This is a genomic window from Serratia sp. BNK-33-b, from assembly GCF_048684565.1.
GTDB lineage: Bacteria > Pseudomonadota > Gammaproteobacteria > Enterobacterales > Enterobacteriaceae > Serratia > Serratia marcescens.
In genome coordinates this window covers 3,752,042-3,767,896 of the sequence record NZ_JBLQTZ010000001.1, presented here as the reverse complement: position 1 = coordinate 3,767,896, position 15,855 = coordinate 3,752,042, and the positions used below count along the sequence as shown (strand labels likewise).

Genomic DNA, 15,855 nt, shown 5'->3' with positions numbered 1-15,855 from the left:
TGGCTCCCTAGTCTAAAAAGGTGGAGAGTTCCTCGCACACCGTGGCAAAGGCGCCGACGAAACGGTCGATCTCGGCTTTGCTGATGATGAGCGGGGGTTGAATACGGATCACCGTCGAGCTGTTGGCGGTAATGAAGGTCAGGATCTTGTGGTCCTGGCACAGCTTGGTGACGAATTTCATGCAGAACATTTCGCCGAGCGCCTGTTCCATGCGATCCATCGCCGCCCGCAGATGGGCTTGCACCGGATCGGGCAAGAATTTCCAGGTGGTGTGCCAATCGCCCGGCAGCCGGGTGGCGAATTCGCGGGCGGAGGCGTTGACCGCGCCGGTGAACGCCTGATCGAACTGGATCCCCAGCATCAGGCCGCGGCCGCGCACTTCGCTGACGAACGGATAGCGGGCGGCGATCTCGCTCAGTGCCTGCTTAAAGTAGGCGCCCATCCGTTCGGCATGGCCGACCAAATCCTGCGCCAGGATCTCGCGCAGCGCGCTGAGGGCGACGACCGAGGCGAGGTTGCCGCCGCCGTAGGTGGAGCTGTGCACCAGGAAGCGGTCCGCCGTGCCATAGGCTTTTTGCCAAAGATCGGTTCGGCACAGCGTGGCGCCGATGGGGATCAGGCCGCCGGACAGGGATTTCGACAGCATCAGCACGTCCGGCTCGATACCGTCCCATTCGCAGGCGAAAAGTTTGCCGGTGCGCCCAAGCCCGGTTTGCACTTCGTCCACCATCAGCAGCACGCCGGTCTCGCGGCAGAGCTGCTGCACCGCCTGCAGGTAACCGGCGGGCGGGATATGCACGCCGCCTTCGCCCTGGATCGGTTCGATCATCAGCGCGCCGACGTCTTCACGGTTCAGCGCTTCCCGCAGCGCGGCGAGATCGCCGAACGGCACTTCCACCATCGCGTCCAGCAGCGGTGTGAAATAGCGGCGGTGTTTGTCTCGTCCGGTGATGGACAACGCGCCCAACGTTTTACCGTGGTAACTGTTGCGCAGATAGGCGATGCCCGGCTTGCCCGTCGAGGCCTTGGCGATCTTCATCGCGGCCTCGACGGCTTCGGTGCCGGAGTTGCTGAAGAACACCCGGCCCATGTTGCCCGGCGCCAGACGACAGAGCACTTCGGCCAGCTTGGCGGTCTGTTCGGGAATGGAAATGTATTGAATGAAGTTGGGGCCTTGAGCGTCGAGGTAGTTTTTCAGCGCGTTGACCACTGGCTGCGGGTTGTGGCCCAGGTTTAGGCACCCGTAGCCCGCCACCATGTCCAGGAAAGCCTCGCCCGCATCGTCATACAACTGGGTGCCGGCGGCGCTGCGGAAAACGTTGTCGCAGCGCTGCAACTTGAGGAAGTCCACCATCATGGGGTTGATGTATTGATGATAGCGGTCGAGGGTGTCTTCCCTGGCCGGCGTTTGGGCGATGACCGCATCGATAAACGCCAGGCGCGATGCGGGCAGCGCCGCATCAGCCGGTTCCCCGGCATAGATGTCATGGTGGTAGTAGCGCTTGAGATTGGTCACGCTCTGCCGATCGATGCGCTCGCCGTACGAGGCCAGCGGATAGGCGAAGAACCCGTGGCGCTCGGCGATTTCACCGATCTCCAGCACTTTTTCCGGCGCCAGATAGCGGCCCAGCGAAAAGTTTTCCCGCCGGTTTTCCAGCGCCAGCACAATGGTTTCCGCCATGCAGCCGTTCAATTGTTGCTTGATGGTGACGTTGAGCGATTCTCCACCCAACTTGACCGCATCGGTGGCGGTGACGCAGCCGCCGTCGATGATCAGAATGTCATCCCGCGCCGGGCGCGTTTCCGAAGCGATATCGCGCGGCAGCGCCACGTCGATGAAGATCGAACCGGGTTGCAGTCTGGCGGGGTCGATCACGCCGCCGGCGGAGGTCGCGGCGGCAAACAGTTTGCAGTGCGGGTAGAGATCTTCGGGATCGCTGGTCAGGGTGACGCGCGAGTGATACTCCTCGGGCAAATGGCTGAGCAGTTCGCTGCGATCATGGTTGCCGGCGCGGTGCAGCAAATGGAGAGAGAAACCGTGCGCCAGCAGCAGACGGCTTAGCGCCAGGCAGATCGACCCCGGATAGCCGACGATGGCGACGGGTTCCTCCTCCGGGCGAATTTCCAGCCAGGACTGGATCTGCATCAAGGCCTTGTAGCCGGCGTAGGTGGTCAGCGAGTTGCCGGAGGTGACCGGCACCGGCGACTTTTCCGCGGTGGCTTCGCCGCGTCGCCCAACGATAGAGGTAAAACCGCCGAGACCGACCAGTTCGGCGCCATCGCCGGCCAGCTCTTCGATGCCTTGGACCACCCTGGCGGCGATACCGCGTGCGTCGGCCAGCATCTCATCCGCCACCAGCGGCATGTATTTGATCACCCCTTCGCAAGTGGCGCCGGTCGCCGAGGTGATCCTGGCGAAGTTCATAAAGGGAACCAGGTTTTGTCGTTCCCACAGTTCACGCGTATAGCCGCTGTGCTGCTCGGTCGAGTTGCGTTGCAGCAGATCGAGCATTTTGACGTAACGTTTCAACCCCAGCGAGGTGGGATGAGCGATGAATCCGAATTTCATGAGGTGGCTTCCTGTGTAGGATCTTGGTCGAAGGCGGTGCTGGTCGATTCGGGCTGTTGGGCTGCCCAGGCTTTGCGCTCCTGCAGGGCGTCGTGGTCGCTCGGATCGCGCTGCCAGCCTTTGGCGGTGGCCAGCGAGATACCGTCGCCTTCATTGTTGTGTCCCAGCACCACGGAGAACAGATTGAGTCGGTGCGGGGTGGTCAGCGCCTGGCGAATGACGTCTTCGTCGAAATGCGTAAGCGTTTTGCTCTGGATATGGAAGTTATTGACCGTTTGTTCGACGTCCGGCTGTTCGACGTTCACCAACCGCATTTGCCGCGAGGTGCGATTGAACAGAATGCGTTCCTGATAGGTATTGATGACGGACAGACCGCCGTTGCATAAATAGAAGACGGTGATGCTTTTATTCAGCAACTGCGGATGGGTGAGAATGTTGTCGATAAAAGCCGGCAGGATGTCCGGTACGATCCCTTTAGCGCCGTCGCCGATAAACGCCATCACGTGGCTTGGGCTGGTGTAAGCCAGGTAGCCGGTGGCCAGCAGAGCGTCGCCCATCAGGGCGCGGCCATACCAGCCGGAAAAGCCGCGGCGCGTTTTGGCGACGTTGCGCGCGGCGGAGATGCCGCACCGGCCGACGTCATATACGCCGGTAAAATCGAAGCCCTCCGTTTCGATCAACTCTTCAATCACTCGGTTCAACTGGCAGAAGAAGTAGTTGGCCGACATGGGCAGACTGGGAAGCTGGCTGACAACGTCGGAAGGCGAATCGAGATAGGCGGCGATCAACGCGCGGCGTCTTTCCCGCAATGCCGGATCGACGTCGAGATGCGCTTTCACCGTGCGCAGGAACGCCAGACAGTTCATGTGCAGGTGCAGATCGGCATAGGGCGACAGATGGCGATCATCGTGCGTGAGCTGCACCAGATGAACCTTGCGCTCCAGCCTGCCGTCGGAGAAGGGGGTGGTGATCTGAGCGACGCGGCTTTTGATCATAAACAGGCTCTGCTCGCTCATGGCGTTGAGCTTGTCATTGGTGTGCAGGAAGTTGTAGACGCGCGGGCTATAGCCGTAAATCGCCAGGGTGCCCAGGTAGTGGGGATTGCGCCGGCCCTGATAATATTTCGGCGCCGAGCCGGGATGGGCCAACGAGTCCACCAGGGCGATGCCGGCGGCGTCGGCGATGTCATGGATCAGGGCGTATTCGTCGTCGCTGACCGGGCCCAACTGCCACACCAGCCGTTCCGGCCCGCGGTTGATCAGCGCTATCGCCTGTGCCAGGCTTTCGCTCATCGGCAGCGGATCGTCCGCCGACAGAACCGGGATCGGCGAGGGATCGCCGACGGCACCCTCCAGCGACAGGGTCGACTCCAGCACGTTTTGCGTCGCCAGAATCACCACCGGCCCCTGGCCTTGATGATAAAGGCGGAAGGCTTCCGTCAAACCGGCGCCGATCATTTCGACGTCATCGATATAAACGAACGGGATGCGGCGGGCGATAAGCACTTCGCGCATGTCCTCCGTCGGCGTCAGCGTTCCCTGGAAGCTGTACCATTGATTGCCGCGGTTTTCCGCCGCGACGATGATGCCCTGGGCGGCGGTTTCCTTGAGGTTGGCCAGCGTACCCTTGAATTCATCCATCATCCCGGAGGTCACTACGCCGAGGAACGGCATGCGATACAGCTGCCAGTTGGCCATGGCGCCGCAGGCGATGGCGTGTTCGTTAGGGCCGCGCAGGATCAGCGCGCCGCGCGCCTCCGCATGCCGATCCAGATAGCCGATCAGATTGGAGATGATCGACCCGGTGTAATAGGACACCAGCCAGCGTTCGGCGGCGGTACGCTCGAAAAATTGAATCAGCTGCTCACCCAGCGTGTTGTGCAGCGCCAGCGCGCCGATCGGCTTGACCCGGCGGTTGGTGTAGTTCATCTCGAAGAAGTCCATCCACAGGCACAACAGCTCGGTTTGGAAGATCGCCGGATCTTCGCTGCGCACGATTTCGCGGTATTGCTGCGGCAGGTAGCGGAAGGGCGATCGCAGCTGGCGAATGAACGCAACGGTGGAGAAGGTGGTGTAAAACGCGGGAATGCCGCTGCGCTGCAAGGCGCTGTAAAAGGCGTCCAGATCGCGATCGATCTGTTCGATGCCGTCATCGACGCCGGCCGGCGTGGTCTGATCGTAGAACAGCATGCCCAAATGAAATTCGGGACGCTGTTCCAGCGCATGCGTATAGATGATCTTGCCGGTGGCCTCGGCCAGGCTGGCGCATTGGATGATGCGAACGTTGATAGCCTTGTTTTGGCCTTTGAGAAAGTGCAGCGCCTTTTCGCGCGCGGCCAGATAAAGGGAGTCCGCCGCCAGATCCAACAGTTTCAGCGGCATCTCGGACTGGATATGCACGCGGTTGAAAACATAATCGCGGATATCGTTCAGTACGCTAAGCCCGGTTTGGAAAAACGCCGGGTTGCGCGTCACCACCACCACGCCGACCGTCAGGGTGTCGGGATCCGCGTCGGTGCGGCAGGCCTGGCGCTCCGCTTGCCACACTTGCTCGTAGGCGGCGGAGTTGGTGAGTCTTGCTTGTCCTGTCAGGGTCGTCATGATGAGTTCCTTGTGCAGCCAAAATGGAGTGACGGCTTCAGCCAGGCGGGCAAATTCGGCACGACAAAGCCCGCGACGGTCTCTGCAGGCGGCGGTTGCCGCGCGCATCACCTTCGTTGAATTGTGCTGTGTTCAGGCGGATGGTTTACCTTCGCCGGATGTGGTGCTGACTAGCCATCGGCACGTTCTCCGCGTTGAATAATGACCGTCCCGCTGTCGCCGTCGAGAATCAAGGTGTCGCCGCTGTTGATCAACTGGGTGGCGTTCTTGAGATTGACCGCCGCGGGGATGCCGAATTCGCGTGCGACGATGCAGCTGTGGGACAGCGCAGAGCCGATATCGGTGACGATGCCCGCCGCCAGCGCGAAGAGCGGGGTCCAGCTGGCGTCGGTAAAGCGCGCCACCAGGATTTCGTTGGGCTGCAGCTCGCCGGCCTGCGCCAGCAGGTCGGTGATGACGCGCGCTTTCGCCACCACTTTGCCGGGGCTGGCCGCCAGGCCGGACAGCATGCCGGCGGCGTTTTCCGCCGTGGGGGCTTTCATCCTGGGCTGATACCCCCCGACGATCGCCATCGGCGGCTCTTCCGCATGCAGGTTCAGCAGATGCTGGTGGCGATTGCGCTCGATCAGATCGGCGGCGAACGCTTCCTGCGCCGACTGTTCCCCCGCCATAAACGCGCGGAAGCGCTCGAAGTCCACATAGGGCAGATCGGCCGGTTTGACCAGGCCTTGCGCCTCCAGGCGCCGCAGCACTTCCAGCATGATGCGGCGGTAGAACCAGGTTTCGGTGACGAAGGTTGGCCGGGTCGCTTCGCGGCGTTCGGCCATCACACCATACAGTTTGGTGATGAACTTCAGCTTCATCCGGCCAAACCAGGGCATCGCTTTAAGCAGCGTCGCGCTGTCTTCATGGCGCAGCCGCTCTGTTTCCCGCAGTTTCGTGTGCAGATCCACCGGATGTTGCAGATACATTTTCATCACTTGCAGCAGGTAGCTGGGATCGTCGTTCCAGCGCGGAAGACTCAATTCGAACTCCTGGCGGCCACGGGCGCCGAACTCGAACAGGAAGGCGCTGAAGTCGCTTTGCCAGAAGGCGCGCGATTCGGGAGCGGTGGGCAGGACGGTGACCAGTTCCTGTGCGCTGTGTCGCTCGAACAGGGCCTTCAACGCCGGTTGACGATTGACCGTCTCCACCAGGCTGAGAATGCCCAGCGTGACTTCGATGGTGCGCAGGTTGTTCATCGACGCCTTGATGCGATTTTGCAATCCGTTGCCGCGGCCTTTGAGATAACGTTCGCAGGTCAGCGCCAGCGCATCGTAGAGCGCGAACGACTGAAGGAAGAAGGGCATATAGGCGGCGCAGCTGTCGAGGAAGTAACCGTCGATGCGGCTGAGTTCTCGCTCCAGTTCCTGATGTGTCATGGTCGTCAGATCCAGCGCCAGAAAGCGGCGCGTCTCGCGCTGGCGCAGGGCGATCATGGCATCGACGGTCGCGCCGGCGCTGCGCAGGTTATGCCTCTGCTGTTTCAGCCAATGCCAGGCGCTCTTGAGATAAGCCCATCCCTGTACGCCGGGGCCATAGGGGTTTTTGTACCCGCTGAAATCGATATCGGCGGTGGCGTAGCGGGTCGTGAACTTCATTTCGTCGCGGGTGGGCGGGCATTGGCGGAGCATGTAGGCCGATCCGGAGATATTCAGATAGACGTAGCCTTGCAAATACCCCATATAAATCTGCCAATCGCCGATATCCGCCAGCCCCATGGTTTTGATCGCCGGGCCATGAATATGCTTTTGGTAGAACTGGCAAAACGACAGCCCCAGCGGCGTCATCAAGCCGGTGACGATCTCGCCGGTGTCCATTCGGGAGAAAAAGGCCCGTTCCTTGATCGTCGGATCGCTTTCCCACGGGTTGGCGTAAAGCATCTGAACCGGTTTGGCCTGCGTGGTGATCGGCCGCGCCTGCAGGAGCCACACGCGATCGTCTTTCACCGCCCATTCGATATCCAGTTCCGTGCCGTAAATCATCCGCGTTTGCCGGGCCAGCCTGGCAAGCTGTTGCAGCTGTTCCGGGGTTAAGCTGGGGGCGTCTCGCCTGGCTTCGGGCGTTTGCAGCAGCGTGACCCGTCCCTGCGGATCGCGTTGGTAATAGTGCGGTTTGTGACGAATTTGCCGCTCGCGGATCTCGCCGCTCGCCTTATCCAAAATGAAGCTGTCGGTGGTGACTTGTCCGGATACCACGCCTTCCCCCAGCCCCCAGCAGCTGTCGATGACGATGTGGTTGGCATCGCCTGTCAGCGGATCTTGGGTAAACATGACGCCGGCGGCGTCTGCATCCACCATGATTTGCAAGACGACGGCGATATCGCTCTGCGCCGCCGATGTCCGGCTATACTGGGCGGCGCGTTCCGCCCAGAGCGACGCCCAGCAGGATTGCACCTTGCGCACCACCTCGTCATCCCCGCGCACGTGCAGGTAAGTGTCGTATTGCCCGGCGAAAGAGTGGGTCAGGCCGTCTTCTTCCAGCGCCGAAGAGCGCACGGCGAGCGAGGCGCCGTCGCCCAACTGTTTGCAGGCGTGACGGATCGCCAGATCGAGCGGGGCGGGGATAGCGGCGCTCAAAATCATATCGCGCACGTTGCCCGGTGCGCCCGTGTCGAGCAGCGCTCCCGGCACGGCGAATTCGATAAACTGTCGGTAAGCCTGCGCGGTGATGCAAAACGCCGGCGGCACCGGCAAGCCCGCCTGAATCAAATGATTCAACGAATGGGCTTTGCCGCCCAGGCGATGGGGTTCCAGCGTTTTATCGCCGGAAAGTTCAACCACCAGGGTAGGATTCATGACATCACCTCCGCAGGCGTAACGGGCATTGCGAGGCGTCCTCTCACCGCTTTGGCGGCGTTCAGTCCGGCTAGCACCGCGCTTTCGATATTACCGATGCCCACGCTGTCCTGATTGGCGAAGTGAATATTCTCAAACGGCCTGCTGGCCTGGTGAAACACGCCCTGGGCCTGTTGCCCGGCGACCGAGGTCACCAGACCCGCGGGCCAGAACCAGATTTGAATGTCTTCAATGATGTCGGCGTCAATGCCCATGTTGCCCAGCACTTTGGCGATTTCGACATAGGTCTGTTGCTGCAGCGCCAGGAACTCGTTTTGCGCGGTGCGACCTTGCCGCTCTGGACGAGTGGTTGGTTTGAGCAGGGTTAATACCCCGGCTTCCGCGCTGAGGTGATTGTCCATCCAATTGGCGACCAGGCAGGTGCCGGCTTTGCTCCAATAGTAAGGTGTGCGGGTGTTTTCCGGCTCGATCAGATAGCCGCCGAACGAGCGTTCGAGGATCGGTTTTTTCAACAGCACGTTCGCCAGGTAGTAATCTTCATGGCGGATCTGGCGGATCGCCGCCAATTGCTCTTTGGGCAGGGTGGGCAACCAGGTGGGCACATGCGTTTTGGGGGCGGCCCAGATCACTTGTTTGGCTCTGATTTCGCTGGCCGCGCCATTGACGCTGAACCGGATCACCGTTTCGTCGCCGCCGGGCGTGATGCTTTGAAGCTGTACGCGGCTTTGCAGCCTGACGTTGTTTTGCTCCTCAATATAGTCGAGCAGCCCGGCGCTGATGCTGCCGTTACCGCCCGGCAGCGTGACCAGATTGCCGCGTAAATACCCCACCAGGAAGTGCAATCCGACATAGGCGGAGACTTCGCGAATATCGAGACATTCCACGCGCAGCGTGGTGCTGACGGCATTCTCTACCAGCTTGCCGAATTTTCTCGGTGGCCGCAGATCCGTCGGGATCTGATCCAGTTTGTGCGGTTCGAACAGATACGTGTACAGCGGGATAGTGTCGAGCAGCGCCATATTCGTTTTGCTCCAGGCGCTCTGCGGCGTCCAGGGCAGGCTGGGGTACCGCTCGCCGCGCGGCGAGAAGGTATCCAGGAAGGCGTACAGATCGGCAAAGATCGGATCGCCCAGCTGTTTTGCCGCGATAACATAAGGTTTACCGATCAAGGCATGCAGGAATAGTTGTCCCGTCAGGCGCCAGACGGCGGGTTTAAGCAGGTAGCCCGGTTGTTTGATAAAACCGACGACGACTTCACCCAGGCAGCGGAGCAGCAAGACGGTGTCGAAAAATACCAGCGTGTCCTTTTCATTGGATTTATATACGCCGCTCAGACCGATTTTCTTCAGCAGTTGCGCCATGAAAGAATTCGGCAGCGGTTCCTGGAAGCAGACGCCGGCGATAGGAAATTTCAGGCGGTTCACCGTACTGTAGCGGGCGTTGCCGCCGAAGGAGGCGCTTTTTTCCAGCACCAAAACCCGGCGATCGGTCAGTTCGCTGGCCGCGGCCAAACCGGAGACGCCGCCGCCGATGATCACCACGTCATACTCGCCGTCCAGCGCGGGGGTTACCGGGCCGCCTGCCGCCGGCGTGGGCGTGGAAAAGTCGCGCGTGGGGAACGTGCGCGGCTTGGGTTTGCGGTGGTGCTGCTGACGCAGCATGTACAGCGCCGCCAGCGCGAAAATCGCATCGAGCAACATGACCTGCGGCTGGGCGCGGTGCAGGATCGTGACAAATCCCACCATCATCAGCAGCTGGCAGTAGATGATCAATGGCGTCCAACGCGGGTTGAACATCAAGACCGCACCGGAGGCAAACAGCGCCACGCCGATCAGCGCGTTAACCACTGTACCCTGCGCCGCCAACCAAGCCGTCGCCCCGGCGTACCAGGTGCCCTGGTTCGCCACGGCCGCCTGCTGCAGAATATCGGCGACGTTTTCCAACTGAGGGAAGGCTTTCGCCAGGCCGGCCAACATATAGAGCACGGCAAAAACGCGTTGAACGATCATCATGCGCCTCCCCGCAGACCCAGCTTGCGGGCGACAATTTCTTTTTGTATCTCGTTGGTGCCGGAGAAGATCCGGCTGGGGATCACGTTCAGCAAGTGGCGCACCAGACCGAGTTCTTGATCCATGCCGGCTCCGCCGAAGATTTGAATCGCGTCCAGCGCGGACTGCACGGCATATTCGGAAATCAACAGTTTGCTCATGGCGATGTCGATCTCGGCATCCTGGCCCCGATCGTGTTTCCAACAGGCGCGGTAGAGCATTAGCCGACACTGTTCCAGACGCAGTTTCATATCGATGATGCGGTTGGAGACGGACTGAAATTGGCCGATCGCTTTGCCGAATTGTCGGCGTTGTTTGGCATAGTCCAGCGCGCTGTCGAACACGCGCTCCATTGCGCCGATAAACAGAGCCGACAGGCAGCCCTTTTCCCAGATCATTGAATCGTGGAAGATGGCGCCGCCGGCGCCCGGCATACCGATCCGTTGGGCCTCTGGAATGAAGACGTCGTTGAAGGTCAGTTCGCTCCACGGGCAGTTGGAGAGGCAATCTTTCGGGCTGACGGCGCCTACGTTTAAGCCTGGCATCCCTTTCTCGAGCACAAATGCGGACACGCCCATAAAGCCATGTTCGGGATGGGTTTTCGCATAGACGATGAAGATGTCGGCAATCGGCGCGTTGGTGATGAAAATTTTGTTTCCGTTGAGCCGGTAGCCGCCTTCACAGGGTTGAGCGGTTGATTTCATGGCATAAATATCGGAACCGGCGTCCGGCTCCGTCGCCGCATTCGCCGCGATCAGTTTTCCGGCCGCCAACGCTTCGAGATAGCGCGCTTTTAATGCCTCGGAACCGAAGCGGGAAAGCGGGATCACGCAGGCGCACAGATGGGCGCAGAGCGAGAAGGACATGCCGATGTCGCGGCTGCCTTTACCCAGCGCCTCAATCATCAGTGCAGTATCGAGCGCATTCATGCCCAATCCGCCGAACGCGGTCGTCACGGGGGCTCGGGTAAAACCATAGGCGGCGGCTTGTCGCCACAAATCCAGGCTTAATACCTGCTGTGAAAGCCGAGCATGCGCATCCTGATCCAGCACCTCGCGGGCAAAACGCTGAGCGGATTCGCTTAGAGCCTGCTGCTCACTTGATAAGTTAAAATCCATGACGAACTCCGCCATTGGGTTGAGAGATTAAATTAGCTAATATTTCTAGTTTGGAGGTGGCCAAAACTCAAACAGGCAAAGTAATGGTAAATGTAAACAAATGTTTATTTGTGTGGTCTATTATTACAATTTTGTTAATTGATGTTTTTATTTTGTTGTTTTAATTGTGTTTTATTTTGTGTTATTTATACACAAAAATTTACATATAATAAAAATCTTAATTTGATCAAATTTTAATAGGTTAGATTGTCTATTGTTTTTTGATGAATACTTTGCAGGTGAAGTATCTATCTTTTGGCTGTGGCTATCGGTTTCTCATCGATATCGACGGTAGGGCGTTGAGGCTTGGTGAGTGGCGGAAAGCGGCTTAAGATAGGAGATGAGCAGGAGCATTCCGGAGGAAAAAATGAATATTAGCGACGTCGCGAAAAAGACCGGGTTAACCAGCAAGACGATTCGTTTTTACGAGGAGAAAGCGCTGATTACCGCCCCGATCCGCAGCGATAACGGTTATCGCCATTATTCCGCCAGGCACGTTGAAGAGCTGACGCTGCTGCGCCAGGCGCGGCAGGTGGGCTTCAACCTGGACGAGTGCCGTGAGCTGGTGGCGTTATTCAACGATCCGGCCCGCCACAGCGCCGACGTGAAGGCGCGCACGCTGCAGAAGGTGGCGGAGATCGAAAGGCACATCAGCGAACTGGGAGAAATGCGCCAACGCCTGTTGACGCTGGCGGAACAATGTCCGGGCGACGAGGGGGCGGAGTGCCCCATCATCAATAATCTGGCGGGATGCTGTCGTTCGAATTAACGGCTGATGGCGCGGATCACCAGCGTGACCCCTTCCACCGCCACCACTTCCACTTCAGTGCCGGCAGGCAGATCTTCCGCCGCCTGCGCGCGCCAGCTGCTGTCGCCGATATTGATGCGGCCCATGCCGTTGTGCATCGGTTCCGTCAGCGTGGCGCGGGTGCCGATCAGCTGGCGGTTGCGCTGGTTGAGCACCGGCGACCCGCCGGATGCGGCCGCCGGGCGCCGGCGCAGCCAGTACCACCACAGGTAAGCGACGACGACGGTCAGGACGGCGAAGATCGCGCCTTGCCACGCCCAGGAAAGTTGCGGAAGCAGCCAGATCAGGACGCCGACCAACAGCGCCGCCACGCCGCTCCACAGCAGGTAGCCGCCGGCGCCGAGCATTTCCGCCGCCAGCAACACGCCCCCGAGGGAGAGCCAAAACCACAGCGGATTCGCCGCGATCAGTTCGAGCATGATTATTTGCCTTTGCTTTCTTTCAGCAGTTCGGTAATGCCGCCGATCGAGCCGAGCAGGCTGCTGGCGTCCAGCGGCATCATCACCACTTTGCTGTTGTTGGAGGAACCGATCTTCTGCAGCGCATCGGTGTATTTCTGCGCCACGAAGTAGTTCACCGCCTGAATGTTGCCGCTGGCGATGGCGTCGGACACCAGTTGGGTGGCGCGCGCCTCGGCCTCGGCGGCGCGCTCACGCGCTTCCGCCTGCAGGAACGCCGACTGACGTTCGCCCTCAGCCTTCAGGATCTGCGATTGTTTCTCACCCTCGGCGCGCAGAATGGCCGCCTGGCGCACCCCTTCCGCCTCCAGGATGTCGGCGCGCTTGGTGCGCTCAGCCTTCATCTGGGCGTTCATCGAGGCGATCAGCTCCGCCGGCGGCCGCACGTCGCGGATCTCGATACGGGTGATCTTCACCCCCCAAGGGTTGGTCGCTTCATCGACGATGTGCAACAAGCGGCTGTTGATGCTGTCGCGCTGCGACAGCATTTCGTCCAGCTCCATCGAGCCGAGCACGGTGCGGAAGTTGGTCATGGTCAGGTTGACGATCGCCTGTTCGAGGTTGCTGACCTCGTAGGCGGCGCGCGCCGGGTCGACCACCTGGATAAAGCACACCGCGTCGATGGCGACGTTGGCGTTATCGCGGGAAATCACTTCCTGCGAGGGGATATCCAGCACCTGCTCCATCATGTTGATTTTGCGGCCGATGCGGTCCATGAACGGCACCACCAGGTTCAGGCCCGGCATCAGCGTCTTGGTATAGCGGCCGAAGCGTTCTACCGTCCATTGGAACCCCTGCGGCACAATTTTGACGCCGGCGAACACCACAATCAGCGCGACGACGATCACGATGGGAATAAAAGTAAGCATGCAAACCTCCTGTCAGACATATGTAAACAGATATTACGTCAGCGCCGGAAAAATGCCTACCGATACCGCGACTTAATCCAGGACATTGGCGACTCCGCCATAAGCGGAACCGCTGTTCCGAACAGGGAGAAAAACGTTATTGAAATAAGTCTGGCACAGTTGGCGGATAAGTATGCCTAAATGGCATGGTTTCAATAATTTTTATTCATTTCATGATGTTGCTCGCCTTGGCTAGAGTAAAAACACCCCCGTGTTTACCGTCAAAAATTTGTCATTTTTATTTGCGACTATGCTTTTTGAAATGACATTTCGGCCAAGGATTGTTATGGATTCGCTCAGTGTTGATGAACTCGCCCAGAAGAAAGACCGCTGGTATCGCATTGTAGAGGAGATGCTGGCCGAAGCCGGCGTCGCCATCAACGGCCCGCGCGCCTGGGATATTCGGGTGCACAACCCGGCCCTGTTCAAACGCATTTTGCAGGAAGGCTCGCTCGGCTTCGGCGAGAGCTATATGGACGGCTGGTGGGAATGCGAACGGCTGGACATGCTGTTTACCCGCATTCTGCAGGCCGGCGTCGATGAGCGCCTGCCGAAAAGCCTGAGCGACATCGCGCGCATCGCCTATGCCCGGCTGTTCAACCGCCAATCGCGCAAGCGCGCCTGGCAGGTGGGCAAAGAGCATTACGACATCGGCAACGACCTGTTCCGGGCGATGCTCGATCCTTACATGCAATACTCCTGCGGCTACTGGAAAGAGGCGCAGACGCTGGAGCAGGCGCAGCAGGCCAAGCTGCGGATGATCTGCGAGAAGCTGCAGCTGAAACCGGGCATGACGCTGCTGGATATCGGCTGCGGCTGGGGCGGGCTGGCGCAGTTTGCGGCGCAAAACTACGGCGTCGCGGTGCACGGCGTGACCATTTCGGCCGAGCAGCAGAAGCTGGCGCAGGCACGCTGCGCCGGGCTGGACGTCGAGATCTTGCTGCAGGATTACCGCGATCTGGATCATCAGTTCGATCGCATCGTGTCGGTCGGCATGTTCGAGCACGTCGGGCCGAAAAACTACGAGACCTATTTCAGCGTCGCGGCACGCAACCTGAAGCCGGACGGCCTGTTTTTGCTGCACACCATCGGTTCCAATCAAACCGACCTTAACGTCGATGCCTGGATAGACAAATACATCTTCCCCAACGGCTGCCTGCCTTCGGTGCGGCATATCGCCGAGGCCAGCGAAGGGCGTTTCGTGATGGAGGATTGGCACAACTTCGGCGCCGATTACGATCGCACGCTGATGGCCTGGCTGGAGAATTTCAAACGGGCGTGGCCGGAATTGGCGGGCGGTTATTCCGAGCGCTTCGAGCGCATGTTCACTTATTACCTGAACGCCTGCGCCGGCGCGTTCCGTTCGCGCAACATTCAGCTGTGGCAGGTGTTGTTCAGCCCGGCGGGCGTGGAGGGCGGGGTGCGGGTCTATCGCTGATATCCCCGCCATATTTCAAGCTGACTGCACGTTCGAGCCCTGGTCGCTTAGTTATCTAAGCTCCCAGGGCTTCTCACCTTTGCTGCCTGGATGCAGCTTCAAGCATGACGAGTATCAGTACAGCAGTGAGTACAGCTGGCGGCGATATTTAGCGGCCAGCGCGTCGCCGGTGCCGAGCGCGGCCAGAATGTCCATCAGCGTCTTGCGCGCGTTGCCGTTGGCGGCGGCCAGATCCTTCTTCAGATGCCCCATCAGCAGTTCCAGCGCTTCTTCGTTACGCCCGACCTGATGCAGCTGCAGCGCCAGCTGCACCGCCAGCTCGACGTTGTCCGGCTGCTGCTGCACCTGCTGTTGCAGCTGTTGGATTTCCGGCGTGTCCGCCGCCTGTTTCAACAGTTCAATCTGCGCCACCAGGCCTTGATAGCGCGTATCACGATCCTGCAACGGGATGGTCGCCAGCACCGCTTCGGCATCTTCGCTGCGGCTGAGGGCGATCTGCGTTTCGGCCAGCGTCAGGCCGATGTCGCTGCGCTGTTGGCTGCTCTGCCAGGCGTCTTTCAGCAGCGGCAGCGCTTCGGCGGCGTTGCCGGCGGCCAGCAACTCTTGCGCCTGCGCCAGTTTCAGATCTTCTTCCTTCGGCAGGAAACGCTGCAGCAAATCGCGGATCGCTTCTTCCGGCTGCGGGCCCTGGAAGCCGTCGACCGGTTGGCCGTCTTTAAACAGGTAGACCGTCGGAATGGAACGCAGCCCGAATTGGGAGGCGATCATCTGTTCGGCGTCGCAGTCCACCTTGGCCAGAATGAACTGACCGGCGTATTCCGCCGCCAGCTTGTCCAGCACCGGCGTGAGCTGCAGGCAGTGTTGGCTGCGCTCGGACCAGAAGTAGAACAGCACCGGAATGGACATCGACTGTTCCAGCGTCTGGTGCAGGTTAGTTTCGTTAATATCAACAACAGCTTGAGCTAGCATCTTTTTTCTCTCTGATCGTGCGGAGCCATGGGGTGTAGATGGGGGCGCGCCGCCATTCTTCAA

The 15,855-nt window shown here is 59.8% G+C and carries 10 protein-coding genes; 2 read left to right on the top strand and 8 right to left on the bottom strand.

All coding sequences use genetic code 11. The annotated features are described in order from the left end of the window. Positions 1–7: 7 nt before the first annotated feature. The 5 genes from ACMGGK_RS18270 to ACMGGK_RS18250 all read right to left on the bottom strand — a co-directional run bounded on the left by ACMGGK_RS18270 (position 8) and on the right by ACMGGK_RS18250 (position 11,172). Positions 8–2,569, bottom strand: coding sequence for an aminotransferase class III-fold pyridoxal phosphate-dependent enzyme (locus ACMGGK_RS18270; protein WP_420277109.1), 2,562 nt, complete (start codon positions 2,567–2,569; stop codon positions 8–10). Further along, positions 2,566–5,169: a biosynthesis protein PigD gene (locus tag ACMGGK_RS18265; protein ID WP_420278095.1), complete on the bottom strand. Its 2,604-nt coding sequence runs from the start codon at positions 5,167–5,169 to the stop codon at positions 2,566–2,568. Before ACMGGK_RS18265 ends, ACMGGK_RS18270 begins: the two co-directional genes overlap by 4 nt. 170 nt (positions 5,170–5,339) lie before the next feature. Then, positions 5,340–8,006 carry a PEP/pyruvate-binding domain-containing protein gene (locus ACMGGK_RS18260; RefSeq protein WP_240430155.1) on the bottom strand — a complete coding sequence of 889 codons (2,667 nt, stop codon included), beginning with the start codon at positions 8,004–8,006 and terminating at the stop codon, positions 5,340–5,342. After that, positions 8,003–10,018, bottom strand: coding sequence for a DUF6041 domain-containing protein (locus tag ACMGGK_RS18255; protein ID WP_240430156.1), 2,016 nt, complete (start codon positions 10,016–10,018; stop codon positions 8,003–8,005). Before ACMGGK_RS18255 ends, ACMGGK_RS18260 begins: the two co-directional genes overlap by 4 nt. Further along, positions 10,015–11,172: an acyl-CoA dehydrogenase family protein gene (locus ACMGGK_RS18250; protein WP_049299655.1), complete on the bottom strand. Its 1,158-nt coding sequence runs from the start codon at positions 11,170–11,172 to the stop codon at positions 10,015–10,017. Before ACMGGK_RS18250 ends, ACMGGK_RS18255 begins: the two co-directional genes overlap by 4 nt. A 406-nt stretch (positions 11,173–11,578) precedes the next feature. Here ACMGGK_RS18250 and cueR point away from each other — a divergent pair, with 406 nt between their 5' ends. After that, on the top strand, positions 11,579–11,980 hold the full coding sequence (cueR, locus tag ACMGGK_RS18245; RefSeq protein ID WP_015376888.1) for a Cu(I)-responsive transcriptional regulator: 402 nt from the start codon (positions 11,579–11,581) through the stop codon (positions 11,978–11,980). On the opposite strand, the gene ACMGGK_RS18240 is transcribed toward cueR, so the two are convergent. Then, positions 11,977–12,438, bottom strand: a complete 462-nt coding sequence (locus ACMGGK_RS18240; protein ID WP_016928811.1) for an NfeD family protein — start codon at positions 12,436–12,438, stop codon at positions 11,977–11,979. The genes cueR and ACMGGK_RS18240 overlap by 4 nt on opposite strands. A gap of 2 nt (positions 12,439–12,440) precedes the next feature. Continuing rightward, on the bottom strand, positions 12,441–13,346 hold the full coding sequence (locus tag ACMGGK_RS18235) for an SPFH domain-containing protein (protein ID WP_004940203.1): 906 nt from the start codon (positions 13,344–13,346) through the stop codon (positions 12,441–12,443). A 325-nt stretch (positions 13,347–13,671) separates the two neighbouring features. Here ACMGGK_RS18235 and cfa point away from each other — a divergent pair, with 325 nt between their 5' ends. Continuing rightward, positions 13,672–14,823, top strand: coding sequence for a cyclopropane fatty acyl phospholipid synthase (gene cfa, locus ACMGGK_RS18230; RefSeq protein ID WP_110146740.1), 1,152 nt, complete (start codon positions 13,672–13,674; stop codon positions 14,821–14,823). A gap of 114 nt (positions 14,824–14,937) precedes the next feature. On the opposite strand, the gene ACMGGK_RS18225 is transcribed toward cfa, so the two are convergent. Then, positions 14,938–15,792, bottom strand: a complete 855-nt coding sequence (locus ACMGGK_RS18225) for a co-chaperone YbbN (RefSeq protein ID WP_025160052.1) — start codon at positions 15,790–15,792, stop codon at positions 14,938–14,940. Positions 15,793–15,855 lie beyond the last annotated feature (63 nt).

What these genes read in the sequence shown, in the direction of transcription:
- ACMGGK_RS18250 (WP_049299655.1), bottom strand. Translation starts at nt 11,172, where the DNA reads ATGGATTTTAACTTATCAAGTGAGCAGCAGGCTCTAAGCGAATCCGCT.
- ACMGGK_RS18225 (WP_025160052.1), bottom strand. Translation starts at nt 15,792, where the DNA reads ATGCTAGCTCAAGCTGTTGTTGATATTAACGAAACTAACCTGCACCAG.
- cfa (WP_110146740.1), top strand. Translation starts at nt 13,672, where the DNA reads ATGGATTCGCTCAGTGTTGATGAACTCGCCCAGAAGAAAGACCGCTGG.
- ACMGGK_RS18265 (WP_420278095.1), bottom strand. Translation starts at nt 5,169, where the DNA reads ATGACGACCCTGACAGGACAAGCAAGACTCACCAACTCCGCCGCCTAC.
- cueR (WP_015376888.1), top strand. Translation starts at nt 11,579, where the DNA reads ATGAATATTAGCGACGTCGCGAAAAAGACCGGGTTAACCAGCAAGACG.
- ACMGGK_RS18240 (WP_016928811.1), bottom strand. Translation starts at nt 12,438, where the DNA reads ATGCTCGAACTGATCGCGGCGAATCCGCTGTGGTTTTGGCTCTCCCTC.
- ACMGGK_RS18235 (WP_004940203.1), bottom strand. Translation starts at nt 13,346, where the DNA reads ATGCTTACTTTTATTCCCATCGTGATCGTCGTCGCGCTGATTGTGGTG.
- ACMGGK_RS18260 (WP_240430155.1), bottom strand. Translation starts at nt 8,006, where the DNA reads ATGAATCCTACCCTGGTGGTTGAACTTTCCGGCGATAAAACGCTGGAA.
- ACMGGK_RS18270 (WP_420277109.1), bottom strand. Translation starts at nt 2,569, where the DNA reads ATGAAATTCGGATTCATCGCTCATCCCACCTCGCTGGGGTTGAAACGT.
- ACMGGK_RS18255 (WP_240430156.1), bottom strand. Translation starts at nt 10,018, where the DNA reads ATGATGATCGTTCAACGCGTTTTTGCCGTGCTCTATATGTTGGCCGGC.